27 protein-coding genes and 1 tRNA gene are annotated in these 26,822 nt (G+C 67.2%); 16 read left to right on the top strand and 12 right to left on the bottom strand.

Annotation, left to right across the window (positions count from 1 at the left end):
- Positions 1 to 53 precede the first annotated feature (53 nt).
- Positions 54 to 386, top strand: a complete 333-nt coding sequence (locus ACVOMC_RS06810) for a zinc ribbon domain-containing protein YjdM (RefSeq protein WP_054658790.1) — start codon at positions 54 to 56, stop codon at positions 384 to 386.
- A 9-nt stretch (positions 387 to 395) separates the two neighbouring features.
- On the opposite strand, the gene ACVOMC_RS06815 is transcribed toward ACVOMC_RS06810, so the two are convergent.
- Positions 396 to 1,490, bottom strand: a complete 1,095-nt coding sequence (locus tag ACVOMC_RS06815) for a tetratricopeptide repeat protein (RefSeq protein ID WP_481523362.1) — start codon at positions 1,488 to 1,490, stop codon at positions 396 to 398.
- A gap of 276 nt (positions 1,491 to 1,766) precedes the next feature.
- Between ACVOMC_RS06815 and thpR the strand changes: the two genes are divergently transcribed.
- From thpR to ACVOMC_RS06835, 4 genes are all read left to right on the top strand, one after another.
- Positions 1,767 to 2,354, top strand: coding sequence for an RNA 2',3'-cyclic phosphodiesterase (gene thpR / locus ACVOMC_RS06820; protein WP_057506132.1), 588 nt, complete (start codon positions 1,767 to 1,769; stop codon positions 2,352 to 2,354).
- Between the two features lie 66 nt (positions 2,355 to 2,420).
- A complete protein-coding gene (locus tag ACVOMC_RS06825) occupies positions 2,421 to 3,020 on the top strand; it encodes an HD domain-containing protein (RefSeq protein WP_481523363.1) in 600 nt (199 codons plus the stop codon).
- 62 nt (positions 3,021 to 3,082) lie between these two features.
- Complete coding sequence (locus ACVOMC_RS06830) at positions 3,083 to 3,265, top strand: oxidoreductase-like domain-containing protein (protein WP_054658784.1); 183 nt, start codon at positions 3,083 to 3,085, stop codon at positions 3,263 to 3,265.
- A 68-nt stretch (positions 3,266 to 3,333) separates the two neighbouring features.
- Complete coding sequence (locus tag ACVOMC_RS06835; protein ID WP_481523364.1) at positions 3,334 to 4,698, top strand: virulence factor family protein; 1,365 nt, start codon at positions 3,334 to 3,336, stop codon at positions 4,696 to 4,698.
- Here the strand turns inward: ACVOMC_RS06835 and mprF are convergent.
- Positions 4,667 to 7,222 (bottom strand): bifunctional lysylphosphatidylglycerol flippase/synthetase MprF, encoded by a 2,556-nt coding sequence (mprF, locus tag ACVOMC_RS06840; protein WP_481523365.1) that lies wholly within the window; start codon positions 7,220 to 7,222, stop codon positions 4,667 to 4,669. The genes ACVOMC_RS06835 and mprF overlap by 32 nt on opposite strands.
- Positions 7,223 to 7,386: 164 nt before the next feature.
- Between mprF and ACVOMC_RS06845 the strand changes: the two genes are divergently transcribed.
- Entirely contained in the window at positions 7,387 to 8,079 is a 693-nt protein-coding gene (locus tag ACVOMC_RS06845; protein WP_481523366.1) for a DUF998 domain-containing protein, read from the top strand.
- Positions 8,076 to 8,423 (top strand): RidA family protein, encoded by a 348-nt coding sequence (locus ACVOMC_RS06850; RefSeq protein WP_054660472.1) that lies wholly within the window; start codon positions 8,076 to 8,078, stop codon positions 8,421 to 8,423. Before ACVOMC_RS06845 ends, ACVOMC_RS06850 begins: the two co-directional genes overlap by 4 nt.
- Before the next feature lie 66 nt (positions 8,424 to 8,489).
- Here the strand turns inward: ACVOMC_RS06850 and rnfB are convergent, their stop codons facing one another.
- From rnfB to ACVOMC_RS06890, 8 genes are all read right to left on the bottom strand, one after another.
- Entirely contained in the window at positions 8,490 to 8,909 is a 420-nt protein-coding gene (gene rnfB / locus ACVOMC_RS06855) for an Rnf electron transport complex subunit RnfB (RefSeq protein WP_481523367.1), read from the bottom strand.
- 31 nt (positions 8,910 to 8,940) lie between these two features.
- A complete protein-coding gene (locus tag ACVOMC_RS06860; protein ID WP_054659099.1) occupies positions 8,941 to 9,531 on the bottom strand; it encodes an HAD family hydrolase in 591 nt (196 codons plus the stop codon).
- A gap of 49 nt (positions 9,532 to 9,580) precedes the next feature.
- A complete protein-coding gene (gene metG, locus ACVOMC_RS06865; protein WP_481523368.1) occupies positions 9,581 to 11,659 on the bottom strand; it encodes a methionine--tRNA ligase in 2,079 nt (692 codons plus the stop codon).
- Between the two features lie 96 nt (positions 11,660 to 11,755).
- The gene (locus ACVOMC_RS06870; protein WP_054659101.1) at positions 11,756 to 12,199 is read right to left on the bottom strand and encodes a DUF2147 domain-containing protein; all 444 of its coding nucleotides are present in this window, start codon (positions 12,197 to 12,199) and stop codon (positions 11,756 to 11,758) included.
- Positions 12,200 to 12,380: 181 nt separating this feature from the next.
- Positions 12,381 to 12,761 carry an SMU1112c/YaeR family gloxylase I-like metalloprotein gene (gloA2, locus tag ACVOMC_RS06875; RefSeq protein ID WP_481523369.1) on the bottom strand — a complete coding sequence of 127 codons (381 nt, stop codon included), beginning with the start codon at positions 12,759 to 12,761 and terminating at the stop codon, positions 12,381 to 12,383.
- Positions 12,758 to 13,831, bottom strand: coding sequence for a serine hydrolase domain-containing protein (locus ACVOMC_RS06880; protein WP_481523370.1), 1,074 nt, complete (start codon positions 13,829 to 13,831; stop codon positions 12,758 to 12,760). The genes gloA2 and ACVOMC_RS06880 overlap by 4 nt, the downstream gene beginning before the upstream one ends.
- Before the next feature lie 20 nt (positions 13,832 to 13,851).
- The gene (locus ACVOMC_RS06885) at positions 13,852 to 15,747 is read right to left on the bottom strand and encodes a DUF885 domain-containing protein (protein WP_481523371.1); all 1,896 of its coding nucleotides are present in this window, start codon (positions 15,745 to 15,747) and stop codon (positions 13,852 to 13,854) included.
- A gap of 157 nt (positions 15,748 to 15,904) precedes the next feature.
- The gene (locus tag ACVOMC_RS06890) at positions 15,905 to 16,585 is read right to left on the bottom strand and encodes a DUF502 domain-containing protein (RefSeq protein ID WP_481523372.1); all 681 of its coding nucleotides are present in this window, start codon (positions 16,583 to 16,585) and stop codon (positions 15,905 to 15,907) included.
- Between the two features lie 79 nt (positions 16,586 to 16,664).
- On the opposite strand from ACVOMC_RS06890, the gene ACVOMC_RS06895 reads away from it, so the two are divergent.
- Positions 16,665 to 18,014: a hypothetical protein gene (locus tag ACVOMC_RS06895; protein ID WP_481523373.1), complete on the top strand. Its 1,350-nt coding sequence runs from the start codon at positions 16,665 to 16,667 to the stop codon at positions 18,012 to 18,014.
- A 49-nt stretch (positions 18,015 to 18,063) separates the two neighbouring features.
- Here ACVOMC_RS06895 and ACVOMC_RS06900 read toward each other — a convergent pair whose 3' ends face one another.
- Together ACVOMC_RS06900 and trxA are read right to left on the bottom strand one after the other, a co-directional pair.
- Entirely contained in the window at positions 18,064 to 18,516 is a 453-nt protein-coding gene (locus ACVOMC_RS06900; RefSeq protein WP_481523374.1) for a DUF4442 domain-containing protein, read from the bottom strand.
- Positions 18,517 to 18,622: 106 nt separating this feature from the next.
- Entirely contained in the window at positions 18,623 to 19,483 is an 861-nt protein-coding gene (gene trxA, locus ACVOMC_RS06905) for a thioredoxin (RefSeq protein ID WP_481523375.1), read from the bottom strand.
- A 307-nt stretch (positions 19,484 to 19,790) separates the two neighbouring features.
- On the opposite strand from trxA, the gene ACVOMC_RS06910 reads away from it, so the two are divergent.
- From ACVOMC_RS06910 to ACVOMC_RS06945, 8 genes are all read left to right on the top strand, one after another.
- Positions 19,791 to 20,378: a DUF998 domain-containing protein gene (locus ACVOMC_RS06910; RefSeq protein ID WP_481523376.1), complete on the top strand. Its 588-nt coding sequence runs from the start codon at positions 19,791 to 19,793 to the stop codon at positions 20,376 to 20,378.
- A 175-nt stretch (positions 20,379 to 20,553) separates the two neighbouring features.
- The gene (leuS, locus tag ACVOMC_RS06915) at positions 20,554 to 23,196 is read left to right on the top strand and encodes a leucine--tRNA ligase (protein WP_481523377.1); all 2,643 of its coding nucleotides are present in this window, start codon (positions 20,554 to 20,556) and stop codon (positions 23,194 to 23,196) included.
- Positions 23,197 to 23,284: 88 nt separating this feature from the next.
- A complete protein-coding gene (locus tag ACVOMC_RS06920; protein ID WP_481523378.1) occupies positions 23,285 to 23,860 on the top strand; it encodes an LPS-assembly lipoprotein LptE in 576 nt (191 codons plus the stop codon).
- Between the two features lie 43 nt (positions 23,861 to 23,903).
- Positions 23,904 to 24,947, top strand: a complete 1,044-nt coding sequence (gene holA, locus ACVOMC_RS06925; RefSeq protein WP_481523379.1) for a DNA polymerase III subunit delta — start codon at positions 23,904 to 23,906, stop codon at positions 24,945 to 24,947.
- A gap of 1 nt (position 24,948) precedes the next feature.
- Positions 24,949 to 25,638, top strand: a complete 690-nt coding sequence (gene nadD / locus ACVOMC_RS06930) for a nicotinate-nucleotide adenylyltransferase (protein ID WP_481523380.1) — start codon at positions 24,949 to 24,951, stop codon at positions 25,636 to 25,638.
- A 58-nt stretch (positions 25,639 to 25,696) separates the two neighbouring features.
- Positions 25,697 to 26,119: a ribosome silencing factor gene (rsfS, locus tag ACVOMC_RS06935; protein ID WP_481523381.1), complete on the top strand. Its 423-nt coding sequence runs from the start codon at positions 25,697 to 25,699 to the stop codon at positions 26,117 to 26,119.
- Positions 26,120 to 26,205: 86 nt separating this feature from the next.
- On the top strand, positions 26,206 to 26,676 hold the full coding sequence (gene rlmH / locus ACVOMC_RS06940; RefSeq protein ID WP_481523382.1) for a 23S rRNA (pseudouridine(1915)-N(3))-methyltransferase RlmH: 471 nt from the start codon (positions 26,206 to 26,208) through the stop codon (positions 26,674 to 26,676).
- Positions 26,677 to 26,700: 24 nt separating this feature from the next.
- A tRNA-Asn gene (locus tag ACVOMC_RS06945) sits at positions 26,701 to 26,777 on the top strand.
- The last annotated feature ends 45 nt before the right edge of the window (positions 26,778 to 26,822 follow it).

Below are 26,822 nucleotides of genomic sequence, written 5' to 3' on the forward strand. Positions count from 1 at the left end.
GCGCGGCGTGAGCGGCTACAATGAACGGTCTTTCATGTTGTCCGGGAGTCGCCATGTCCACCTCATCCTGCCCGCAGTGTTCGCTGGAAAATATCTATCAAGACGGCGCGCTGTGGATCTGCGCCGATTGCGGCCACGAATGGGTGCCGGGCGAAGCGGCTGCCAGCGCGCTGGTGGTGCGCGACAGCAACGGCAATGTGCTGGTGGCCGGTGACACCGTCACCGTGATCAAGGACCTGAAGGTCAAGGGCTCCTCGATCCCGCTCAAGCAGGGCACGGTCATCCGCAATATCCGTCTGGTCGAGGATGACGCCGAGCACATCGAAGGCAACTCGGAAAAGATCAAGGGACTGGTGCTGAAGACCTGCTTCCTGCGCAAGGCCTGAGCTCCCGTTTCAGTGTGAGACGCGACGGGCCTGCAGCCGTCGCAGGCTGTCCAGCTTGGCCTGGTAGATCGCGCGTTGCCGGTCGTTGTCACCCAGCTGCCGCGCCCGTTCCATCTCGCGTTCGGCCAGCCGGTTGTCGCCACTGAGGAAATACGCGCGCGCCAGCCCGAAATGGAACTGGTGCGCGTTGTCGTACAGCTTCAGGGCGTTGCGGTAGTAGTGGATCGCCTGCGCATAGTCGCCGCTGCGCTCGGCCTGGGTGGCCTGCATGAACTGGTAGAACGGATCGCGTGCGCGGGCGCGGTCCAGCTTTTTCTGCAGGCGTGCGGCATGGGGAATGTCGCCGGTGCGCGTGTACAGCGCCACCGCATTGGACAACGCCGGTGCATGTTCGCCGTTGATCGCCAGCGCCGATTCCAGGTCACGGGCCGCGGCGGCGTTGTCGCCCACCCGCGATTCCAGTACGCCGAGGTTGTTCCAGGTGGCGACAAAGCGCGGGTCCATCTGCAACGCCGCATCGAAGTAGGCGCGCGCGGCGGGATAGTCGCCCGCAGCCAGATGCTCGACTCCCCGGTTGTTGTAGAAGTGCGCGATCGCACGCCGGTCAGAGATCGGGCGCGGACCGCGCCGGTCGTACAGCACGTTCTGGTCCAGATCCAGGGTGGCGTGGCGTCCGCCCACGCGCAGGCCGACATTCACGTGGCCAGCGGTGAAGATCAGTCCCTGGTCCTGGTACCACGACACCACCTGGCCGACCTCCTGCATCCGCGCATCCAGCCCGATCTCCCGCGCCAGCGCCACGAACAGCAGGGTGAAGGACAGGCAATTGGCGCGCCGCTGCTGCCAGACCTCGGCCACGCTCAGCGTCGCCCCGGTGTCGTATTGAAGGGCCAGCCCCTCCGGCTGGAACACCAGTTCGACCAGCCGTTGCAGCCGCAGCTCCGGTGAGTGCGTGGTGTCGATCACCCGGGTCTGCAGCTGCGCGCGCAGCTCCGCCGGGATGGCCATCAGCTGGGTGGGTGTGGGAAGTTCGGGGGGCGCGGTGGCAGGGGCCGGCGACAGGCTCGAGCCGGCAAGCAGGATCAAGGCATTCCAACCGATCATGGCGATCACCCGGGGGCTGCTGTTGCGCGACCAGTGTAGGCCTGTGAGAGGCGGGCCGGCGGGTTTTCACACAATCCACAACCGGTGTGGACCAGCCCTTGGCAAAGGTGTGGATAACCACCGGCAGGCCTTGTGCCACCTGCATTGCCGAAGGTTGGTCAAAAATTGATCAGGGGCGGGTCGGGGGTGGTGGGGTCTGCTAGTATCCGCGGCCCCAGACAGTATTGACCCGCCGCGAGGGCTCGGCCCGGGCCGGCAGGCTTTCTACGCCAGATCATGACGAAGTATCTTCCTTCTACCGAGGCCCAGCTGTCGCTGGGTCTTGGCAGCGACATTCCCACCGAGCGCCTGTTCTTCGCGGTGTTGCCGGACCCGGCCACGGCCGCGCGGATTGCCGAGCTGGCCGAGGGGTTGCGCGAGGAACATGGTCTGACCGGGCACCCGCTGGCGCGCGAGCGCCTGCATATCACCCTGCATCATCTGGGCGACTATGCGGGCCTGCCGCCGAGCCTGCTGGCCAAGGTGCAGCAGGCCGCTTTGCGGGTGCGGATGCCCGAGTTCGAAGTGTGCTTCGACCAGGTCGGCAGCTTTGCCGGCAACCGGCAGAATCCGTTCGTACTGCGCAGCGACTACGGCGCCGAACTGCTGCACGGGCTGCATCAGGAACTGGCGCGCTGCCTGCAGGGCGTGGGCGGGAAGCCGGACCCGCGTTTCACCCCGCACATCACCCTGCTGTACGACAAACGGCGGATGCCGATCCAGCCGGTGCAGCCGCAGCGCTGGTTCGTGCGCGAATTCGTGTTGGTCCGCAGTTTCCTGGGGCAGACCCGCTATCAGCTGGAAGGCTGCTGGCCGCTGGGCTGAGCCCGCATCACTACTGGACTGCAGGCCAGGGCTTGCAGGCGGGCGTGGGCCTGCGAAGATGCCGTCATGGAAGAGCTGCCGCTGTCATTGCCGCCACCGCTGCTGGCCGAGGTCAAAGTCGCCTACGCGCAGCCGCCGCGGGCGTATCACAACTTCGGCCATGTGCAGGCGCTGCTGCACCACTACCGCGACGTCGCCGCCGGGCCCGGCTGGCAGCAGCCGCTGGAGGTGCTGCTGGCGGTGCTGTACCACGATGCGATCTACGAGGCCGGGCGTGGCGACAACGAGCTGCGCTCGGCGCAACTGGCGCAGCTGGCGATCGGCCGCTGGCTGGCCGATCACGATGTCGATGTGGCGCGGGTGATGGCGCTGATCGAACTGACCGCGCGCCATGGCAGCGTGCGCAGCGCAGATCTCGATCACGATGCCGCGCTGTTCCTGGACAGTGACATGGCCATCCTCGGTGCCCCGGAGGCGGTGTTCGACGCCTACGACCGCGGCATCGCCGAGGAATACCGCGGCAAGGTGCCCGGCTTCCTGTTCCGGCTCAACCGCCGCCGTTTTCTGAAAGGGGTGCTGGCGCAGCCGCGCATCTTCTTCAGCGAATTCTTCCATGCCCGCTACGACGCGGCCGCGCGCGCCAACCTGCGCCGGGTCACGGCCTGAGCGCGGCCACTGGCTAGAATGCGCGTTGACGAATTGCCGGTGCGGTCCCCGTGGTCGATGTAATGAACGTGCAGCCCCTTCCCGATCCGGACCCGCGTCCGCAGCCTCCGCAGGCGCCCGGTCCGAACGAGTGTTGTGACAGCGGTTGTCCGCTGTGCGTGCTGGACCTGTATGCCGATGAGCTGAACCAGTACCGGCAGGCGCTGGCGGCCTGGAAGCTGCGCCACCCCGACGCGCTGGACTGAGCCGCCGCCTCGACAGCCGGTTCCGCGGCGCAGGGGTACGCTGCGCATTCCGGTGATGGGAGTGGCTCATGACGCACGCGCGGCGGTTTGTCTGGGGGATGCTGCTGTGCCTGCTGGTGGTGCCGGCGATGGCGCAGCAGCACGTCAGCCACGGCCGTTTCGAGCAGGTGCCGGTGTGGTTGCCCGCCGGCCCGGTGCAGCGCGTGGTGCTGTGGTTCTCAGGCGATGGCGATCGTGCGCAGCGTGAGGCGCGGCGGCAGGCGCTGCGCCAAGACGGGGCGATGGTGGTGGAGGTCGATACCGGCCGCCTGTACCGGCGGGTTGCCAGCGAGGGCGGCGACTGTGGTTTCTCCGCCGGCGATGTGGAGAATTTTTCCCGCTACGTGCAGGCGTTCTTCCACGTGCCGACCTACCGTCTGCCGATTCTGGGCGGTGATGGCGACGGTGCGGCACTGGCCTATGCCATCGCCACCCAAGCCGACTCCGCGATCTTTGCCGGTCTGCTGACCGAGGACTTCTGCCCGCGACTGCATATCGCCACGATGATCTGCGGCGATGCGATCCATCGCGCGGAACTTGTGCCGCAGGCGTTGCGGTTTCCGTGGTTGAACGCCGCCCACCGCAACGGTGCCTGCCCGGCGGCGGCGCTGACCGGCTTTCGCACGGCGATACCGCTGTACCGCGATTTCGCGCGCACCCGCAGCGGCAGCGCGATTCCCGGCGAGGTGGCCGCGGCCCGGGTGCTGGGCGCACAGCGTGGCGTCAGCCTGCCGCCGGTGCCGTCCGATCTGAGCGGGCTGCCGCTGGTCGAGGTTCCCGCCCACGGGCAGGACGATACGTTCGCGGTGTTCGTCTCCGGGGATGGTGGCTGGGCCGGGTTGGACAAGGACGTGGCCGGTGCGCTGGCGGCGGCGGGAATCCCGGTGGTGGGACTGGATTCGCTGCGCTACTTCTGGAGCCGGCGCACGCCGGCCGGTTTCGCCACGGATCTGGACCGGATCGCGCAGCACTACGCGCGGCAGTGGAAGCGGCCGCGGCTGCTGCTGATCGGCTTTTCGCAAGGGGCCGACGTGTTGCCGGCGGCGATCAACCACCTGCCTCCGGCCTCGCAGGCGATGCTGGAGATGACCGTGTTGATGTCGCCGGGCAGCACCGCCTCCTACGAGTTCCATGTCAGCAACTGGCTGGGCGGCGATGATGACGCCGGTCTGCCCATCGCGCCGGAAATGCGCGCCTTGCCGGCCGCTCGTACGCTGTGCCTCTACGGGCAGGAGGACGCCGGGGCGCTGTGCCCGAAGCTGCCGGCCAACAGCATCAGCGTGGTGAAATTGCCCGGCGATCACCATTTCGAAGGGGATTACGAAGGACTGGCCAAGGTGATCCTGCAGCGTCTGGCGGCACTCACTTCTGGCGCTGCGGATCCAGCGAAATAAGCCGGGTCACATCCAGCAAGGCGGCCGGCAGGTGCATGCCGCCGGGCGCGGCCAGATAGCGGGGACGCCACTCCGGTGCGAACTTGGCCTTGAACCGGCGCAGGCCACCAAAGCCATAGAAGCGCTCGCCATGGCGGGCGACCAGGTTGGCAAAGCGGTTCCAGCGGCCGGCGAGGCGATGCTCGGCCAGCCCGGTCAGCGGCGCCATGCCCAGCGAGAAGCGGCGGTAGCCGTTGGCCGCCCCCCACAGGAACAGCTCGATGAACAGGAAGTCCATCGTGCCTTTGGGCGCATCGGGATGGTGCCGCATCAGGTCCACCGACAGTTCCCGTCCAGCGGGCGCCTGCCAGAGGTTGGCGAAGGCCACCGCCCGGCCGTCGGCTTCCACCACCGCCAGCGGGAAGCGCAGCAGGTAAGCCGGGTCGAAACTGCCCAGCGAGAAGCCTTTCTCCTCGCCGGCTTTTTCCTCGAGCCAGCGCTCGGAAATATCGGCCAGTACCGGCAGCAAGCCCGCCACCTCCGGCGCGGGCACCAGCCGGAAGCACAGACCGGCCCGCTTGCCCTTGTTCCAGGCCTGGCGCAGCTCGGCCCGTTCGCTGCCGGCCAGGCTGAAGTCCTGCAGCGGGACCATGGCTTCCTCGCCCAGTTTGACCAGCGTCAGCCCCAGATCGAGGTAGGTCTGCCAGTAGCGTTCGCCGGTCTGGTAGAACACCGGACGCAGACCCAGGCGGTCGGCGGTTTCGCGGAATCGCCAGACCAGTTTCCGGGCGACTTCCGGTGGTCCCACCGGATCGCCCATCGCCACCAGCGAGCCGCCGTAGCGCTGCATCATCACAAAGCCATCGCCGGCCTCGCTGCGCAGGACCGCCTTGTCGCCGGTCATCACCAGGCAGGCCTGGGTGTCCTGGGCCTGGGCCAGGACGTCGCGCAGTTGCTCCAGCGCATCGGGGTCGGGCAGCGGGAGCGGGGCGCGGGTGCTGTGCAGCAGTCGCGCCAGCCCGAACACGATCACCGCCAGGCACACCAGCAGCAGCGCCCGCAGCGCCCGCGGCGCGTTGCCGGAGGTGGCGAACTGCCACCACAGCTCGTTCCGGTATTCCACATGGCTGTAGACGAAGAACAGCAGCCAGAGGGTGGCCGCCAGCACCAGCGCCACATTGCGCAGCCATGGCCATGACCAGGCTTCATCAAGCAGGGCGCCCTGCCGGTAGAACTCGCGGCGCGCGGTCCACAGCGCGAGCGCGGCCAGCGGCAGCAGCAGTGCCACCAGCAGATGCCCGCCGCGCAGCCACACCGGCAGCGGCAGTACGGTGCACAACGCGAACGCCAGCAGCCATGCCGAATGGCTGCGGCGCTGCAGGCCCTGACCGATGAGCAGCAATGCCACGCCGCCCAGGCTGCCCAGCAGGTGCGAGGTTTCGATCACCGGCAGCGAGGCGGACAGCTGCCGGTGGCGTGGTAGCGGCAAGGTCCCGTCGATCACCAGCAAGCTGCCCACCGCGAACACCGCCAGCGCGAGCAGATTGGGCAGCCACGGACGCACCACCGCCCAGGCGCTGCCAGCGCCGCTGCGCAGGGGCCGGCGCGCGCTGGCCAGCCCCGCCAGCAGGGCCGACAGCAGCAGCGGCAGCAGGTAATAGGTGAGGCGGTAGGCCACGGCCGCCGCAAGGATGGCCGCCGGCGGCACCTGCGGCAGCAGTTTGAGCAGGCTCCACTCGAACACGCCCAGTCCCGCCGGAACGGTGGATATCAGCCCGGCCACTGCGGCCACCAGGTACACCCCGACAAATCCGATGAAACCCGGTTCCTGCGGTGGCGGCAACAACACGTAGAACGCCGCCGAGGCCAGGCACAGTTCGACCACGCTCAGCGCGGTGATCTCCAGCACCGTGCGGCGGTCGGGAATCCACAACGGGTGCTGCCGCCACCCAATCCGGCGGCCGCTGCGTCCGACCAGCACCAGCAGGGCGGCAAAGGCCAGCAGCATGGCGATGCCCAGGCCGGACACGGTGGCGGTGGTCAGTGGCAGCACCCGCATCGCTGCCCCCGGTTCCAGCCACAGAGCCAATCCCAACAACAGCCACGCACCGAATCCGAAGCCCAGCGTGCTCATCAGCACCACTTGCCCGATCTCGGCCAGGCTCAGGCCCGCGGCGCCGTAGCTGCGCAGACGCACCGCGCCGCCGGTGAGTGCGGCAAACCCCAGCGTCTGCCCGGTGGTATGGGCCAGGAAGGCGGTGATGCCGATGCGTGAGGCGGGCAACCGGTGTGGGGCGTGGTGCAGGCCGATGGCGTCAAAGCCGATCAGGCAGCCATAGCTGGCCAGGCCCAGCAACGTGGTCAGCGCCAGCTGTGGCCACGTCAGCCCGCGTAGGGCGCTGCGGATCTGGTGATAGCCGTGTCCACCGAACTCGCCGGCCAGCGCATGCAGGGCCAGGGCCATGATGACCAGGGTGGCGGCGATGGCGGCAGCGCGGCGCCAGCCTTCGAGCGCGGGTCCCGGGGTGGCAGCTGATTCACTCATGCAGGTCTGGTCGGGCTGATGCACCGGGGCCGGTGCGGGCGCACCAGACTATCGGGTGGGTGTTAGGACGGTGGCAAACCTGTCCATCGACGTGTCGTCATGCCTCGGCCCGGGGTAATAGACTGCCGGGTCTTTCCCAACCGGCGGCATATTCCCGCGGAGCGATGGACGGCGAACAGGACCAGCCCGCACCCGTGCAGCGTGCGGCGATGGCGACGGTAGTGATCGGCCTGGCGGTGTTTGCCGGCGTCGGGGTGTGGCTGCAGTTCGTCCGTACCGATCTTGACTGGCTGCATGCCACCTTGAGTCTGTACCTGCACGGTCCCTACGGCCTGTGGTTGCGCAGCGCCTATTGCCTGCTGGCGTTGGCGATCACGCTGCTGGGCTGGATGTTGTACCGGCAGATGGATGGTGCGGCACGTCGCGGCCTGCCGGCGGTGCTGTTCGGCGTCGCCGGACTGGGCCTGGCCGGCGTGGCGATCGGTGACAGCTGGTTGCCCGGCAATGCGCCCACGCTTGCGCCGTTCGTGCATGCGCTGTCGGCGCAGACGGCGTTCCTGTGCGTGACCGTGGCGATGCTCCTGCAGGCCTGGTGCTTCGGTCGCGATCGGCGCTGGCAATGGCTGCATCGACGGGCGTGGGAATGGGCGTGGCTGACCTTTGCCCTACTGTGGCTGCACGTGCTGTGGCGGGCCAGCCCGCGCGGGCTGGGTCAGAAGCTGGTCATCGCGCTGGTGGTGGGCTGGCTGTTGGGGATCGCCCTCGCGCTGTGGCGGGCCGGGCGCAAAGAACCAGCTGAAACTTCCGGTTCGGGTCACAATGGCGCGCACACTCACAGCAAGGAATCCCCCCCATGATCCAGCGCTTCGATACCGGCCCGCGCATGTCGGAAATGACCATCCACAACAACGTGGCCTACCTGGCCGGGCAGGTGCCGGAAGACACCAGCGCCGACATCGTCGGCCAGACCCAGCAGGTGCTGGCCGCCATCGACGAGCTGCTGCGCACGGCGGTGACCGACAAGTCCCACATCCTGCGCGCGGAAATCTTCCTGGCCGATATGGCCGACTTCGCCGGCATGAACCAGGCGTGGGATGCGTGGGTGCCCAAGGATGCCGCCCCGGCCCGTGCCACCGTGCAGGCCAAGCTGGCCCGGCCGGACTGGAAGATCGAGATCGTGATCACCGCCGTGGTGCCGTAGACCTGCGGGCGTATTTCCTGCGTGCAAACGAAAACGCCGGCGGAATCCGGCGTTTTTGCTGCCTGCTCAGCGGGCGGGCTTCAGCTCGATGCAGTCCACCGGGCACGGCGGGATGCACAGCTCGCAGCCGGTGCACAGGTCCGCCAGCACCGTGTGCATGTACTTGGCGCCGCCGACGATGGCGTCCACCGGGCAGGCCTGGATGCACTTGGTGCAGCCGATGCAATCGGCCTCGACGATGACGGCGACCTGGGCCGGTTTGTGTTCGCCGCGGCTGCGGTCAAACGGCATCGCCGGCACGCCGAGAAGGTGCGCCAGGGCCCGCGCGCCGGCATCGCCCCCCGGGGGGCAGTGATCCACGCCGGCTTGGCCGCGCGCCATCGCCTCGGCATACGGACGGCAGCCTTCATAGCCACACTGGCCGCACTGGGTCTGTGGCAGCAGGCGGTCGAGGCGTTCGATCAGGGTGATATCGGTGTCGTGCATGCGGGGCATCGGGCTGCGCGGAAAGGATGGATCAGGAAACCGGCTTGCCGCGGTACCAGCGCTCATGGGCCAGCGCGAGCATCGGCCGGTCTTCGCGGCTGTCACCGTAGGCATGGATGCGCTGGTATTTGCCCAGGTCAAAACGTGTGCGGATCAGGGCGGCCTTGCGCGGACCACAATCGTGGCCGGCATAACGCCCGGTGAGGCGGTTGTCCTGCACTTCCAGCCGGTTGCAGATCATCTGCAGGCCCAGCGCGTCGCACCAGGGCTGCAGATACAGATCGATGGAGGCCGACACCACCGCGACCGTGTGGCCCTGCGCCTTGTGCCACTGGATCTGCTCCAGCATCTCCGGGCGCACCATCTCGTGCAGGTGATCGCGCGCATAGTCCTGGGCCATCCGGGTGATCTCGCCGGCGTGACGGCCGCTGAACACCTGCGCGGTGACGCGGCGGCGGATACGCGCGGCCGAGATCAGCTTCAACCGGTAGGCCAGCAGCCACGGGCCGATCCGCCACCAGGCCTGCGCGCGCTGTTCGGGCGTGGCCACACGGCGCAGGAACCGGCTGTAGGTGTCACAGACTGTGAGGGTGTGGTCGAAGTCGAACAGGGCCAGTTGCATGGTCCGCTCCGGTCGGGAGGGGCACGCCGGGTAAGCGCGCCCGCTGCCCTCAACGTACCGGCATGCCCGGCTGCGCGCCGGCATCGGCGTCCAGCAGCGACAGCGCGCCGCCGTCGAAACCGGCCGACAGGATCATGCCCTCGCTCAGGCCGAAGCGCATCTTGCGCGGGGCCAGGTTGGCGATGAACACCACGTTGCGGCCGACCAGCGCTTCCGGCTCGGCGTAGCTGCCGCGGATGCCGGAGAAGATCTGCCGCTGGCCGAGGTCGCCGGCATCGAGCAGGAAGCGCAGCAGCTTGTCCGAGCCGTCGACGAAGCCGCATTCGATCACCTTGCCGATGCGCAGGTCGAGCTTGGCGAAATCATCGATGCCGATATACGCCGAGGCTTCACCCTCGGCCTTGGCCTCGGTCTTCACTTCCGCCTTGGTGGGCTTCTCGGCCTTGGCCGGCTTGGCCTCGGTCGTGGGCTGGGCGGTGAGGGTGTCCTTGGAGGCGTCGGTCATGGCGTCAATCATCTTGGGGTCGATACGGGTGAACAGCGGCACGTAGGCGGCGATGGTGTGGGCGGTGAGCGGGGTGGCGATATCGCCCCAGCCGCGCATCGGTGCGTTGAGGAAGCCCTCGGCCTGCTGTGCGGTGGCCGGCAGCACCGGCTTGAGCGCGGCCACCAGCACGCGGAACAGGTTCAGGCCCTGGGTGCAGACCGCCTGCAGTTCGGCATCGGCGCCGTCCTGCTTGGCGATCACCCACGGCTTGGTGTCGTCGATGTACTTGTTGGCTTCATCGGCCAGGGCCATGGTCAGGCGGATCGCGGCGGCCGGGTCGTTGCGCTCATAGGCCTCGCGCACCGGCGCCAGGGCGGCGACAAAACGGTCGTACTGGGCCGGGTCGGGCAGCGCCTCGGCCAGCTTGCCGTCAAAGCGCTTGGCGATGAAGCCGGCGCAGCGGCTGGCCAGGTTGACGAACTTGCCGACCAGATCGGCGTTCACGCGGGCGGTGAAGTCGCTCAGATTCAGGTCCAGATCGTCGACACCGCCGGAGGACTTGGCGGCGAAGTAGTAGCGCAGCGCTTCCGGGGCCAGGCCCACGTCCAGATAGGTGCGGGCCATCACGAAGGTGCCGCGCGACTTGCTCATCTTGGCGCCGTCCACGGTCAGGTAGCCGTTGACGTGCAGCCTGGTCGGCGCGCGCAGGCCGGTGCCGTGCAGCACCGCCGGCCAGAACAGGCCGTGGAAGTTGACGATGTCCTTGCCGAGGAAGTGGTGCAGCTCGGTGGTGCTGTCGGCGGCCAGCACAGCATCGAAGTCGTCGCCGGTCTTGGCGCACAGGTTCTTGAAGCTGGACAGGTAGCCGATCGGCGCGTCCAGCCACACATAGAAGTACTTGCCCGGGGCGCCCGGGATCTCGAAACCGAAATAGGGCGCATCGCGCGAGATGTCCCACGCGCGCAGGCCGCCTTCGGCATCCAGCCACTCGGCCAGCTTGGCCTTCACACCCGGCAGGGCCACGTCACCGGCCAGCCACTGCCGCAGGAAGTCCTGGAAGCGGCCGACCTCGAAGAAGTAGTGCTCCGAATCGCGGATCTCGGGCGTGGCGCCGGAGACCACCGACTTGGGCTCGATCAGGTCGGTCGGGCCGTAGGTGGCGCCGCAGACTTCGCAGTTGTCGCCGTACTGGTCGGCCGACTTGCACTTCGGGCAGGTGCCCTTGATGTAGCGGTCCGGCAGGAACATGCCCTTGGCCGGGTCGTAGAACTGGGCGACCGAGCGGCGGCTGATGTGGCCGGCGGCGTCGAGTTTGGCGTACAGCGCTTCGGTCAGCTCGCGGTTGGCGGCCGAGTTGGTCGAGTCGTAGTGATCGAAATCCACGCCGAAGGCCGCGAAGTCGCGCTCATGGCCGGCCTGGATGTTGGCGATGAAGGTTTCCGGGCTCACCCCGGCCTTCTCGGCGGCCAGCATGATCGGCGTGCCATGGGTGTCGTCGGCGCAGACATACCAGACCTTCTCGCCCAGCAGCCGCCGCGCGCGCACCCAGATATCGGCCTGGATGTAACCCACCAGATGGCCGAGGTGGAGCGGGCCGTTGGCATAGGGCAGGGCATTGGTGACGAGCGCGGTACGGGTCATGGCCATCGTTTGCAGCAGGGGAACGCGGGATTATCGCATGACACAAACGAACAACCCGGCCGCAGCCGGGTTGTTCACAGGTGCCGGGGTGGGGGCTTACTCGCGCAGCCAGGTCTGGGTGCGGCAGATGAAGGCGATGCAGCCGGAGACTTCAAGCTTGCGGCCGTTCTCGACCAGCTCGACCTTGGAGCTGTAGGTCTTGCCCTTGGCCGGGTCCAGGATGGTGCCGCGGGCCCACTTGTTGGTGCCGTCCGGGCGCAGGTTCCAGAGGATGGTCATGCCTTCGATCGGCTTGCCCTTGTTGGTGCCCTCGCACTTGTCGCAGACCGGGTGCGGGCCCTGCGCCGATTGCAGCACCTGCAACACCTTGCCGGTGAGCGCGCCATTGCTGGCCTGGGTGATCTCGACGATGGACTTCACCTTGCCGGTTTCGTCGTCGATGGTTTTCCAGCGCCCGGCGGCGCTGTTGGACGCACCGGCGGAAAAAGCGGCAGCCATCAGCGGCAGGGCCAGCAACAGGGTTTTGAACGTGGTGCGCATGTATCCCCTCCCAGGGTTCGTCTGAACGTCCGGCGCTGCCGGCGTGGGAGCGAATGTAACCGCATTCGGCGCCGTACGGAATCCGCGCCGCAACACGTTCAGCGCCCGGGCGGTCGCGTTCCGATGGCGGGGACTGCTGCGCCGTGCCGGGGGCCGGCGGCAGCCCGGTTCAGGCGGTTTCTTACAGTTCCAGCGGCAGGTTGTCCGGATCGGCGAAGAAGGTGAAACGGTGCCCGGTGTACTCGTCCACGCGGACCGGCTCGCAGTCGATGCCTTCGGCCTGCAGATGGGCGACGACATCGTCCAGCGCCGTCACACGGAACGCCAGATGGCGCAGGCCGCAAGCTTCCGGGCGGCTCGGGCGCTTGGGCGGCGCGGGGAAGGAGAACAGCTCCAGCTGGCTGCCATCGGGCAGGCGCAGGTCCAGCTTCCACGACTGGCGCGGCTCGCGGAAATGCTCGGCGAGCACCTCCAGACCGAGGATGCGGGTGTAGAAATCGCGCGAGCGGGCGTAGTCCGAAGCGATGATCGCCACATGGTGGATGCCGGACAGCCGCTTCATTGCGTGGTCTCCTGCCAGCGGCGGGCGATGGCCAGCGCCAGCGGATAGGGTTCGGGTTCGTTGCGGTTGCTCAGCACGATCACGGTCAACTTCTGCGCCGGGTAACGCACGATCACGTTGCGGAAACCGATGCTCTCGCCGCTGTGCCACAGCGCATCGCCATTGATGCGCCAGCCGAAGCCGTAGTGCGGCACGTCCGGCTCGCTGGTCTTCGTGGCCGGGCTGAAGGCCAGTTGCAGCGAGCTCGCCTTCAGCAGGCGCTCGTCGTACAACGCCGCATCCCACTTGGCCAGATCGTCGAGGGAGGAATAGATGCCGCCATCGCCGAGCACCGCGCTGGTGGTGCTCTGGTCGGTGCGCTGCCAGCGGCCGTCGATCTGGCTGTAGCCGTAGGCGCGGTTGGGGATGTCGTCCACGCCGTCCTGGTGGGCCCAGGTGTTGCGCATGCCCAGCGGCAAGAAGATGCGCTGGCGCAGGAAACTGGCGAAATCGCTGCCTGAGGCCTTGCCGACCACCAGGGCCAACAGCGCATAACCGCTGTTGCTGTAGCGGTAGTCGCTGCCCGGTGTGAAATAGGTGCGGTTCTCTTTCTGCAGCAACGCAAGCACATCGCTGTCATGCACCTGGCGGGTGTCGGCCGGATCCATCAGGTCTTCGTAGTCGAGCAGACCGCTGGTATGGCTGAGCAGCTGGCGCAGGGTCATCATGTCGGCCACCGCCGGCAGGCCGGGCAGCCATTTCTTCAGCGGATCGTCGATGGACAGCTTGCCGTCCTCGGCCAGCAGCAGGATCGCCGCGGCGGTGAACTGCTTGCTCACCGAGGCCAGCCGGTAGTTGCTGGCCGGTGTGGCCGGCGTGCCGTCTTCAAGCACCGCCAGCCCGTAGCTGCGGCGGAAGACGGGCTGACCGTCCTTCAGTACCAGCACCGAGGCGCCGGGCACCTGGCCGTCATAGCGCTGCATCAAGCCATCGATGCCCGGATCGGCGGGCAGGCGCGGGGGCGCGGCGACTGTCAGGGTGGAAAACGCGGACAGGCAAAGCGGGGCGAGTCGGTATATCCACCGGGACATGGCAGCTCCTTGCAGGGTTGTCAGATTTTCTTGCTGGCGATCCAGCGCTCGATCTTGCTGTCCAGGATCTCCAGCGGCATCGAGCCGTCTTTCAGGATCTCATGGTGGAACTCGCGCGGATCGAAGCGTTCGCCCAGCTCGGCTTTGGCCTTGTCGCGCAGCAGGCGGATCTTGACCTCGCCCACGCGCGGGGCCAACGACTGTCCCGGCAGTGCCATGAAACGTTCGACTTCGGCGGCGGCATCGCTGGCGGAAATGTCGGCGTTCTTGACCATATAGTCGATGGTCTGCGCGCGGCTCCAGCCTTGGGTGTTGAGGCCCGTATCGGCCACCAGGCGGACCGTACGCAGCAAGGTGGTCTGCAGGTAGCCCAGATGCTCATAGGGATCGCTGTACAGGCCCAGCTCCTGTCCCAGCGATTCGGCATACAGGCTCCAGCCTTCGACAAACGCCACATCTCCGCCCAGGCGGCGGAAGCGCGGCAGCGCGGTCAGCTCCTGCTGCGCGCCGAGCTGGAAATGATGGCCAGGAATGCCTTCGTGCAGGTATTGCATGGTCACCGCCCAGCGCTTGCGCGACGGCAGGTCGGCCGTGTTGACGTACAGCACGCCGGGCTGTTGGCCATCGGCGCTGCCGGGCTGGTAGCTGGCAGCGCTGCTGGTCAGGGCCCGTCCGGGCTCGACCGGTCTGATTTCCAGTGCGGTCTTGGGGCGGTGGTTGAACAGCGCCGGCACGGCGGCATCGACCTGTTGTCCGACCTCGGCATAGCGTGCCAGCAGGGCGTTGGCGTCATTGAAGACGAACTGGCGATCGCTACGCATCGCCTTGAAGGTCCTCTGCATCGAGCCGCGGATCTTCGAGGCTTTCATCAGCGCGGTGATGCGCTGTTGCAGATCCTTGACCTCCTGTTCGCCCAGCGCATGGATTTCCGCCGGCGAGCGCACCGGAGTGGTGGTGCTGGCCACGTTGTAGGCATACCAGGCCTGGCCATCGGGCAAGGCGCCCATGCCGTCGGTAGTGCGCGCAGCGGGGAGGTACTCGGTGGCGATGAAGCCGCGCAGCGAGCGGTAGGCCGGCATCAGCCGGTACTCGATCATGCGTTTGTATTCGGCAGTCAGGCGCGCCTTGTCCTCGGCGGAGAAGTCATCTGGCAGGTTGCGGATCGGTCCCCAGAAAATGCTTTCTTCGGCGCTGGGCCTGATCACCGCATCAAGCTGCGGCAACACCTTTTCCATCAATGCGCGCGGCTGCACGACGCCGGCGGCCATGCCTTCACGCATGTTGGCGATGGCCTGGTCGAACAGGGCGGGCACCGCGAGCGAGCGCTTGGACCAGTTCTCGTAGTCCTTCACGGTGCGGAACGGCTGGGCGCCGGCACCGGAGCCGAGCACGGCGACCAGGCTGGAGACGTTGTTGTAAGGATTGATCGGCAGCATCCAGCTCGGGTACTGCTCGGCCTTCAGTGAATTCTGCGCATCGCGCAGGAAGATCTGGTAACTGAGCAGGTCCTGGCCCTGCAGGCCGTCGGGATTGATCGCTTCGACCTTGCCCCGCCACTGCACCATGAAATCGTGCGATTGCTGGCGCCAGGCGGCGGACAGGAAATTCGGCAGCTGGTCGTTGAAGCGCGGGTCGCCCTGGAAGGTGGCCTGCAGCGGGTTGAGCCGCATCGAGGCATCCCAGTATTCGTCGTAGATGCGGTTGAGTTGCGCGGCCTTGTCCTGCTTGACCGGCAGCGGTGCCGGCCGGCGTGCGGGCGCGCGCGGTGCGCTGCGGGGCTTGGCCTTTGCGCTGCGGCTTTGCGCGGTGGGCGTGCGCTGGCTCTTCTTCTTGGCCGCGTCGGCAGGGGCCGCCGCGGAGATGGTCACGAGGGCGGCGATGGCAAGCGCGAGCAGGCGCGATGGGCTGGAGGGCATCAGCAGTTCCAAGAACACTCAAGCAGGCGAGCTTGCCCCATTCCGCCGGCAACGACCAGACGGAACAACGCTCGCACGGTTGCGGTACAGCTGTGGTTGTTCTTGCGTTTGCCGCGCGGAAGCCGGGTTGCTTCCGCGCGTTGCCGGCCTCGCCGGTTCAGCGGTCGCCGGCGCGGGTGAACGGCACGGTTTCAGGCGCCACCGCGCCACCGGAGATGATGAAGCTCATCGCCTGGTCCACGCTCCAGTCGGTCGGGGTCAGTAGTTCCACCGGCACGATTTCCAGATAGCCCGAGGTCGGGTTGGGGGTGGTTGGCACATATACCGCCGCCAGCTCGCGGCCGGTGCCGGTTTCGCGGATGACGCGGGTGACCAGTCCGACCGATTTCATGTCGCGGTGCGGGAAGTCGATCAGCACCACGCGCTGGGTGCTGCCGGGCTTGGTCTGCAGGATGTCCAGCAGCTTCCTGGCGCTGTCATAGATGATGCTGGCCAGCGGAATACGCTGGATGACCGCGCCGAACCAGCGCAGCAGCTGCTGCCCGACCACGCGGCGGCTGAGGATGCCCACCAGCAGGATCACCAGCAGCGTGGCCAGCAGGGCGATGGTGTCCTGCACCCATTCGGCCTTCACCCAGCCCAGATAGTCCGGGAAGGAGGCGGCGATGCGTTCGGACACTGGGATTACCAGCGGGCTGCTGATGCCGGACAACATGACAAAGACAAACTTGACGACCACCCAGGTCAGCCAGATTGGCAGCAGCGTGAGCAGGCCGGTCAGAAACAGGCGTTGCAGGGAGGGGCGAGGGGCGACGGGGGAGGCGGCTTCGGGCGACATGCGGCTATTGTACCGGCGGGCACGGGCCGGCCAGGCTCGGTGATTGTTCTGTCATGGATACACAGCAGGGGCAGGGATGATGCGCAAGACGTTGAAATGGCTGGGCGGGGGGCTTTTGGGGCTGGTGCTGGTGGTCGGCGGGCTGTTGCTGGTGTCGCGGTTCTGGCCGTCAACGACCTTGCAGGAGGAGGCATTGGCGGCGCTGGAGACCGGGCCGCAGCGACCCGGCAGCAATGCGTATGTGGCGTTGATGACGTTGCATCACGAATCGCTGGATGCAGCCGCGCGCCGCGCACTGGTGGATGCACTGGCCAGCGACTATGGGCAATGGCAGCAGCGGTTCGAGGCCCACTGGCTGGAAAATGGCGGGGGGATGCCGACCGCGCCGGCGCCGCAACTGGGCGGTGAGCCGGTGGCCTGGGTGCACGACGATGCGCTGTGCCGGATCAACGAGGGTGGGGCGTGTCTGGACAAGGTGCGTGCCGCACCCGAGGCGGTGGCTGATGCCCTGGCCGCGCATGCCGGCCTGCTGGAGCGGATTGCCGCGTTGTCGACGCATGGTCATCTGCGCAGCGAGCTGCCCCTGGGGCCCTACGTGCCGCTGCCACCCCTGCAGAGTCTGGGGCTGCCGCTGGCGGCCCATGCGCTGGCGCATGTGCAGGGCGACAGCGCCGGCGCGCTGGCCGGGGTCTGCCGCGACGCCGGCACCGCGCGGATGCTGGTCACCCGCAGCGACACGCTGGTCTCGACCATGATCGGCGCGCGCCTGTTGCAGGCCCATGCCCGGTTGCTGGCCGCGATGCTGGAAGAAATGCCGGTGGATGTGGCCTTGCCGGCGCAATGCGCAGCGGCATTCGCCCCGCTGTCGGCTGCGGAGATGAGCGGTTGCAATGCCTTGCGTGGGGAATTTGAAATGGCCGATTCATTGCTGGCGCTGGAGGCCAGGCGGATCGGACGGTACCCGGGCGGCTCGTGGGTCTTCAATGCGCCGCGGACGCGCGCCCTGCAGGCGGTCAACCTCGGTCAGAGCTGCCTGCCGGCGGCGCAGGCGCGGATCGCACAGGACTTGCCCTTCCAGGCCAGTCAGGCGCAGGCGTCCGTCTGGCGTCTGGAGTGCGCGACCAATGCAATCGGTTGCATCCTGGGCAGTGTGGCGGCTCCCGCCTATGAGCAGTACACGCGCCAGTTGCAGGATGTCGGTGCCGAGCTGGGCCTGCTCAACGCGCTGCTATGGCTGCGTGGACAACCGTTGCAGGGTTCTCTGGCGACACGCCTTCAGGCCATGCCCTCCGGCTACGCCAGTGCGCAGCGGCCGGTCCTGCTGGCGGCTGATGGACGGGGGCTGGAAACGGTGCTTTATGCCCCGCGTGGCGGGGAAAACCGGGTGCGTCTGCCACTGCCAGCGGCATTGTGGGAGCCGGCGCCCTGACGCTCGCGGACCGGATGAAAACGCCGGCCGGTACCGCGCCGGCTTGAACTCAGCGCGCGCGGGGCTTCAGCCGCACGTAGACCTGCTTGCGGACGCGTGCGACGAGCTCGCCGCGCTCATCCCGGATCTCGTTCTCGAACCAGCGCAGGTGCTTGCCGCCCTCGGCGGTGGCCACTTTGATCTCCTCCACCAGCCCATCGTCGAGATCGAATTCGGTGGCCACCACGCCACGGCCGGGCCTGATGAACTCCACCTCGCCGGCTTTGTCCCAGACAACATAGTCCCGCCCAAGTTTCTGCAGCAGGCACAGCATCCAGAACGGGTCGGTCATCGCGAACAGGCTGCCGCCGAAATGGGTGCGCACGTAATTCATGTTCCACAGCCGTTGCCGCAGCTCGACCCGCACGCGGCGGTAATCGTCATCGATGGCGGTGACGTGGATGCCGGAAAACAGGAACGGCGGCCACAGGTTGATGCCGTGGCGGAACAGGCTGGCTTTCATCGGACGGACAAGCGGCGCGGGGAGCAACAGTCTAACATTCGCGCCCGTATGGATAAGGCCGGGGCGAGTCGTGGCCCCGGCCGGGTGTTTCAGCAACGGGCTGCCATCAGAACAGCAGCGAGGCCATCCGCCGGCGGTAACGGCCGACCAGGTCCTCATCCTCGATGACGCGGAAGGCGTCGATCAGCGCCTTCTTGGGCAGGTTCTCGTGGAAGGCGCGGTCGATGCGCAGCATCTCGATGAACTGTTCCAGCGCCGCTTCATCCTCGCCGCCGAGCAGGTGGTGGATGCCCAGCAGGTGGCGGGCTTCCAGGTCATTGCCATCGGCCTGCACGCGAGCCGCCAGCACGTCGGCGGCCGGTGCACCCTGCAGCGCGAGGCCGAAATCCAGGCGGGCACGGGCACGCACGGCGCGGTCATCGGTGGCCAGGTTGGCCGGCAGCGCGTCGAGCAGTTGCCCGGCCTCGGGGGTGGCGCCGGTCTTGAGCAGGGCCAGCGCCAGCTCCAGCTTCAGCTCGTCCTTGTCCGGTTCGGCGGCGATGGACTCGCGCAGGGCGGCAATCTGGGCCTGCGGGTCCAGCGGCAGCGGAGCGTCCTCTTCGGCGGGGTCCGTGGCGTCCAGTGGGGTGACGCCATGCTGGGTCAGGAATTCGCGCAGCTGGCCTTCGGGCATCGCGCCCGGGAAGCCATCGACGATCTGGCCGTCCCTGATCAGGAACACGGTCGGTACCGAGCGGATCTGGAAGGCCGCGGCGACCTGCTGCTCCTTGTCCACATCGACCTTGGCCAGCTCGAAGGCCCCGTTGTATTCCCCGGCCAGCTTTTCCAGCAGCGGGCCCAGGGTCTTGCACGGACCGCACCACGTCGCCCAGAAATCCACCAGCACCGGGGTCTGCATCGATTTCTGCAGGACGTCGGCTTCGAAGGTGGCGGTGGTGGCGTCGAAAACGTGGGGAAGTTCGCTCATGGCTGGATTCATCGCTGGCGGGAGCTTCCTTTATGGCGACGACCGGGCGCTATCTCAACCTCGGTGGCGACGGATTGCTGCCCCGAGGCGCCCGGGTGACCCCGTCGTATCGGTCCGGCCCGCCAGCACAGTTTCAACAAGTATGTTCCAGGATGCGGCCCCGGCCGCCGGGAAGTGGCCCGGCTGATCGCAGCGCCGGATGGAGCCGATGCCAAGCCCGGGCGCAGCCTGCACAATGTCGGCCGTAGCCGGGCGCCCTGTTCCGGCCAGCGTGGCAAGGTGCGTGGTGGCGTCAGTGTGGAAACGAATGCAAATCTGGGCCGGTCCGCTGGCTGTGGTCATCGGCGTGGCCAGCGTCATCGGGTTCGGCGCGCAGCTGGACGGGTATGACCAGCTGTGCCATCCAGTGTCGTTGCTGGGGGCACGCGGGGTGCCGGGAGGCGCCGCGTTCAGTGTGCTCGGGTTCGTGGTTCCGGGGCTGCTGGCCGCAGTGGTGGCGCTGGCGCTGATCCTGAGGATGCCAGCCTCGACACCGCGGATCCTGAGGGTTGGCGGCCAGATGCTGTTGCTGGCGACGGTGGCCTTCACGGCGATGGGATTGCTGCCGCTGGACGTGGACGACATCGAGAGCCGGGCCAGCCAGTACCACGCCAGTGCCTGGCTGCTGTGGCTGGTGGCGTTCAGTGCCGGTGCCGTTGCACTGCGGCTGGGGGCGGGCAGGGACAGTGCCTGGCGGCCACTGGCGGTGCTGACGCTGGGCTGTGTGGTGTGGAGCCTGTGCAGCGCGTTCGTGTTCCAGAGCGTCATGCCGGTGGCCATGGCCCAGCGGCTGGCTTTCCTTGGCTGGCTGGTCTGGCTGCTGGCGGCGGCGCGACTGGCTCCGGCGCGCGGCTGAGCGGGAAACGACGCGGATGGACCGGTTGCGGTGACGCGCAGCGGTTGGATGGAGGGCTGAAACCGTCGCCATATCAATGATCTGCGGTGAGCAGGGGGATTTGGCCGGGGGGCGGTTTGGAGTGCCATGATGCACTGCGGTACCCTGTCACGCTTTGCCGTTGCCCAGCGTTGCCATGTCCAGCGTCGAACCCAATATCTACGATCCCCAGCAGGTTGAAACCGCCGCCCAGAAATTCTGGGAGGCCGAGAAAGCATTCGAGGTGAACGAAACCTCGGACAAGCCCAAGTACTACTGCCTGTCGATGCTGCCGTATCCGTCCGGTGCGCTGCACATGGGCCACGTGCGCAACTACACCATTGGCGATGTCATCAGCCGCTACAAGCGCATGACCGGCCACAACGTGCTGCAGCCGATGGGCTGGGACGCGTTCGGCCTGCCGGCCGAGAACGCGGCGATCAAGAACAAGACCGCGCCGGCCAAGTGGACCTACAAGAACATCGACCACATGCGCAGCCAGCTCAAATCGCTGGGCTATGCGATCGACTGGTCGCGCGAGTTCGCCACCTGCACGCCGGAGTACTACGTCCACGAGCAGCGCATGTTCACCCGCCTGATGCGCAAGGGCCTGGCCTACCGCCGCAACTCGGTGGTGAATTGGGATCCGGTGGACAACACCGTGCTGGCCAACGAGCAGGTCATCGACGGCCGCGGCTGGCGTTCCGGCGCGCTGGTGGAAAAGCGCGAGATCCCGCAGTGGTTCCTGCGCATCACCGATTACGCCCAGGAACTGCTGGACGGCCTGGATGAACTGCCGGGCTGGCCGGAGTCGGTCAAGACCATGCAACGCAACTGGATTGGCCGTTCCGAAGGCCTGGAAATCCAGTTCGACGTGCGCGATGTCGACGGCAGCGCGCTGGACCCGCTGCGCGTGTTCACCACCCGTCCGGACACGGTAATGGGCGTGAGCTTCGTCTCCATTGCCGGCGAGCATCCGCTGGCCATGCATGCGGCCAAGAGCAACCCGCAGCTGGCCGCCCTGCTGGCCGAGCTGAAACAGGGCGGTGTCTCCGAGGCCGAGCTGGAAACCCAGGAAAAACGTGGCATGGACACCGGCCTGAAGGCCATCCATCCGGTCAGCGGCGAGCAGGTGCCGGTGTGGGTCGCCAACTTCGTGCTGATGGGCTACGGCACCGGCGCGGTGATGGCGGTGCCGGGCCATGACCAGCGCGATTTCGAATTCGCAAGCAAGTACAACCTGCCCAAGAAGCAGGTCATTGCGCTGAAGTCGCCCAGGAACGACGACGAGCGCACCTACGATGCGGACCGCTGGCAGGACTGGTACGGCGACAAGAGCCGCGAGACCGAGCTGGTCAATTCGGCCGAGTTCGACGGCCTGGACTTCCAGGGCGCGTTCGAGGCGCTGGCCGAGCGTTTCGAGCGCAAGGGCCAGGGGCAGCGCCGGGTGAACTACCGTCTGCGCGACTGGGGTGTGAGCCGCCAGCGCTACTGGGGCTGCCCGATCCCGGTGATCTACTGCGACAAGTGCGGCGCGGTGCCGGTGCCGGAAGACCAGCTGCCGGTGGTTCTGCCGGAGGACGTGACCCTGCTGGGCACCGGTTCGCCGATCAAGGCCGATCCGGAGTGGCGCAAGACCAGCTGTCCGGAGTGCGGCGGCGCGGCCGAGCGCGAGACCGACACCTTCGACACCTTCATGGAGTCCAGCTGGTATTACGCCCGTTACACCTCGCCCGGTGCCCGGGACGCGGTGGACAAGCGCGGCAACTACTGGCTGCCCGTGGACCAGTACATCGGCGGCATCGAGCACGCGATCCTGCACCTGATGTACTTCCGTTTCTTCCACAAACTGCTGCGCGACGCACGCATGGTGGACAGCAACGAGCCGGCGCAGAACCTGCTGTGCCAGGGCATGGTGATCGCCGATACCTATTACCGGCCGAATCCGGACGGTTCCAAGGACTGGATCAACCCGGCCGACGTCCACGTCGAGCGGGACGAGCGCGGCCGCATCATCGGCGCCACGCTGATCGCCGACGGCCAGCCGGTGGTGGTCGGCGGCTCGGAGAAGATGTCCAAGTCCAAGAACAACGGCGTCGATCCGCAGGCGATGGTGGGCAAGTACGGTGCCGATACGGTGCGTCTGTTCTCGATGTTCGCCGCACCGCCGGAGCAGTCGCTGGAATGGAACGAGGCCGGTGTCGATGGCATGGCGCGTTTCCTGCGCCGGCTGTGGGCGCAGGTGCACAAGCACGTGGCCGACGGCGCCGCACCGGTGCTGGACGTGGCCGCACTCACCGCCGAGCAGAAGGCGGTGCGCCGCAAGACCCACGAGACGATCGGCAAGGTCGGTGACGACTACGGTCGCCGCCACGCCTTCAACACCGCCATCGCCGCGGTGATGGAGCTGCTCAACTCGCTGTCCAAGTTCAACGACGACAGCGCACAGGGCCGCGCGGTACGCCAGGAAGCGCTACAGGCGACGGTGCTGATGCTCAATCCAATCACCCCGCATGCCTGCCATGCGATGTGGCAGCTGCTGGGCCATGCCGAAACGCTGCTGGAAGACCAGCCGTTCCCGCAGGTCGATCCGGCCGCGCTGGTCAAGGATGCGCTGACGCTGGCGGTACAGGTCAACGGCAAGTTGCGCGGCACCATCGAGGTGGCGGCCGACGCGGCGCGCGACCAGATTGAAGCCGCTGCCCTGGCCGAACCGAACGCGGCCAAGTTCCTGGAAGGGATGACGATCCGCAAGGTCATCATCGTCCCGGGCAAGATCGTCAACATCGTTGCCGGTTGAACCCGGCGGATCTCAAGTGCTGTTCACGCGGCATCAGGCAGGCTCCCTGCCTGTTGCCGCTCCCGGCCGGCTCCGCCAGACTGTGCCCATGACCCGATATCTGATCGCCCTGATTCTCGCCGCAAGTCTCTCTGGCTGCGGTTTCCATCTGCGCAACACGCTCACCTTGCCCGCCGATACGCCGGCGGTGAAAGTGGAGTCCTCGGTGCGCTACAGCGAGCTGGTGAAGCTGCTCAACCGTGGCCTGCGGGCGTCGGGCGCGACGGTTGTAGAAGAGGATCAGGCCACGCCCTCGGCCGACAGCAGCGGGGTTGCCCGTCTGCAGGTCCGCTCGGAGCGCTGGGGCGATCTTCCGATCGCCATCGATGCGCAGGGCCGTGCGCAGGAGTTCAGCCTGCGCTATGCGGTGATCTTCAGCTTCTCGCGTCCGGATGGCTCGGTGATCGTGCCCGAGCAGGCGATCGAACTGTCGCGTGACTATGTCTCGCCGCCGGAAGACGCCACCGGCACCACCACCGAACGTGAAATCCTGGCCGATGAACTGCGCCGGGAAATGGCTGCCTCGATCCTGCGCCGTATCGACAGCGTGGTCCGTGCCGATCTGGAAAAAGCGCGCGCCAAACCGGAAGCCAGCGGCGCCGATGACGCCAACGGGGCAGGCTGAGGCCGTGCTTCGCAGGGGCAACGCATCGGCCGGGTGCCACTAGATGGAACTGCGCCCTGAACAGTTGGCAAGCCAGGCGGCCTCGCAGCCGCTGGCGCCTGTCTACCTGATTGCCGGACCCGAATTGCTGCGCGTGCTGGAAGCGGCCGATGCGGTACGCGCACGGGCGCGCGCCGACGGCATTGGCGAGCGCGAGGTGTTCGATGCCGATGGGCGCGATTTCGACTGGGGCCAGCTGGCGTCCAGTTTCAATGCGCCGAGTCTGTTCAGCGCCCGCCGCCTGGTCGAGCTGCGCCTGCCTACCGGCAAGCCGGGCAAGGAGGGCGCCGAGGTCATCAGCGATTTCTGCGCGCAGCCGCCGGCCGATGTGGTGCTGCTGATCACCGCCGGCGAATGGAGCAAGGCGCATCAGGGCAAGTGGGCCGAGGCGGTCAGCAAGGCCGGTGTGCTGTCGGTGGCCTGGGCGATCAAGCCGCACGAGCTGGGTGACTGGATCGAGCGGCGTCTGCGCTCCAAGGGATTGCGTGCCGATGCTGCTGCCGTGCAACGCCTGAGTGAGCGGGTGGAAGGCAATCTGCTGGCGGCCGCGCAGGAGATCGACAAGCTGGCATTGCTAGCCGACGGGCAGGCGCTGGACGTGGCGAAGATGGAGTCGCTGGTGGCCGATGCGGCCCGCTACGACGTTTTCCGGCTCAGCGAGGCGGCGTTTTCCGGCCAGCCGCAGGCGGTGCTGCGCATGCTCGCCGGGCTGCGGGCCGAGGGCGAAGTGGTCGCGGCGCTGATGCCGATCCTGATCCGTGAGCTGCTGTTGACGGCAGGGCTGGCGCGGATCAATGCCGCCGGCGGCAACCTGGCCGCGGAGATGAAGAATAAGGGGATCTGGGATTCGCGGCAGGCGCCGTTCAAGCGCGCGTTGGGGCGGCACCCCGATCCGCGGCGCTGGGAGCGCTTCGTTGCCGAGGCCTCGCAGATCGATCGCATGGCCAAAGGCCGGGCCGAGGGCGATCCATGGCTGGGACTGGAGCGTCTGCTGCTGGCGCTGGCCGAGGCAAAAGCGGTGCGGCTGCTGGTCCGCGGATCCCGCTGAGATGCCTGCAACGGTGGAGCCTTCACGGCTGTGGGTTCTGTATGGCGGGACTTTTGACCCCGTCCACAACGGTCATCTGGCCATCGCCCGCTGCGCGCGTGATGAACTCGCAACAACTATATGGCTGATGCCGGCAGCTGATCCGCCGCACCGGGCGCCACCCGGCGCCGACGCGACGCAGCGTGCGGCGATGCTGGAACTGGCGCTCGCCGATGAGACCGGGTTGAGCGTAGACCTGCGTGAGCTGGTGCGGGCCAAAGAGCAGCCGGGTGTACCGTCATGGACGGTGGATACCCTGCGCCAGCTGCGCGCGCAGATCGGCGCCTCACGGCCGGTCGCGCTGCTGATCGGGGCCGACAGCCTGCTGGGCCTGCCGGAATGGCACGAATGGGAACGGCTGCTGGAGCTGGCACACCTGGTGGTGGCCGATCGCCCTGGCAGCCCCCTTGAGGGCGATCTGCCGCCGCTACTGGCCGATCGGCTGCAAGGCGCGTGGGCCGATTCGGTCGCGCAGTTGCGGACGGCGGCCGGTGGGCGGGTGCTGCGGCTGCGCCAGCCGCTGCAGGCCGAGTCGGCCACTGCGGTGCGCCGCCTGATCGCCGGCGGCGGCGCGTGGCGGGAACTGATGCCGGCGCGGGTGGCCGATTTCATCGTCGAAAACCGCCTGTACGAATGCCAGTCCGATTCGTGAATGCCGGCAGCGGCCGGGTTCTCTATAATCACCGCCTTATTCATCGAGTTATGCCGCTTTGACCACCGAAGCCCAAGTCATCAAAACCCAGTTGCCCAGCCCTCCGCCTTCCGTTCCGGCCCTGCTGGCCTGCGTGCATTCGGCGCTGGAGGAAATGAAAGCCCGGGATGCGGTCGAGATCGACGTCCGCGGCCGTTCCAGCGTCGCCGATTACCTGGTCGTTGTTTCCGGCACCTCCACCCGTCACGTCAAATCCATCGGCGATGAGGTCGTGCGTTTTGCCAAGAACCTGGGTGTGATGCCGCTGGGCGTGGAAGGCGAGCGCGAGGCGGAGTGGGTGCTGGTCGATCTGGGCGATGTGATTGTCCACGTCATGCTGCCGCGCGTGCGCGAGTTCTATGCACTGGAACGCCTGTGGACCGTGGGCGATCAGCCGCCGGTTGGCGGGCAGGATCAGGATGACGAATCCGCGGCGGGCTGAGCCGGCAGCGGAGGATTGTGCGACGGCGCCGCAGGGCGCCGTCCTTGTTTCAGGCAGTGCAATGTGATCCGGGAGGCCATCGCCCCATGAAAGCCAGATTGATCGCCACAGGTGAGCGCGCGCCGAGCTGGGTGGCGCAGGGATTTGCCGAATACCAGAAGCGGCTTTCGCATTGGCTGCCACTGGAGCTGGTGGAGATCGAGCCGGGTCTGCGCGGCAAGGGACGTGATCCGAAGCGGGCGATCGAGGAAGAAGGCAAGCGGGTGCTGGCCGCGCTGCCCAAGAATCCCTACGTCGTGGCGCTGGATGTGCCCGGACGCCAGCTCAGCTCAGAGCAGTTGGCGCAGCGGCTGGAGCATTGGCGCTCGCGGGGCCAGGATCTCGCATTTCTTATCGGTGGTCCGGAAGGACATGCCGCCGAGGTCTCGGCAACGGCCGATGAAACCTGGTCCATCGGTCCGCTGACTTTGCCGCACATGCTCGTTCGACTGGTGGTGGCCGAGCAGCTGTACCGCGCAGCGGCGATGATCGCAAATCACCCCTACCATCGCGCGTGATTACCCTATAGAATGCGCGTCCCCGCCCGAATAGCTCAGCCGGTTAGAGCACTTGACTGTTAATCAGGGGGTCGTTGGTTCGAGTCCAACTTCGGGCGCCAGGATTCAAAGAAAAAGCCGCGAGCGATCGCGGCTTTTTCTTTGGG

The sequence above is a fragment of the Stenotrophomonas sp. STEN014 genome (genome assembly GCF_056760315.1).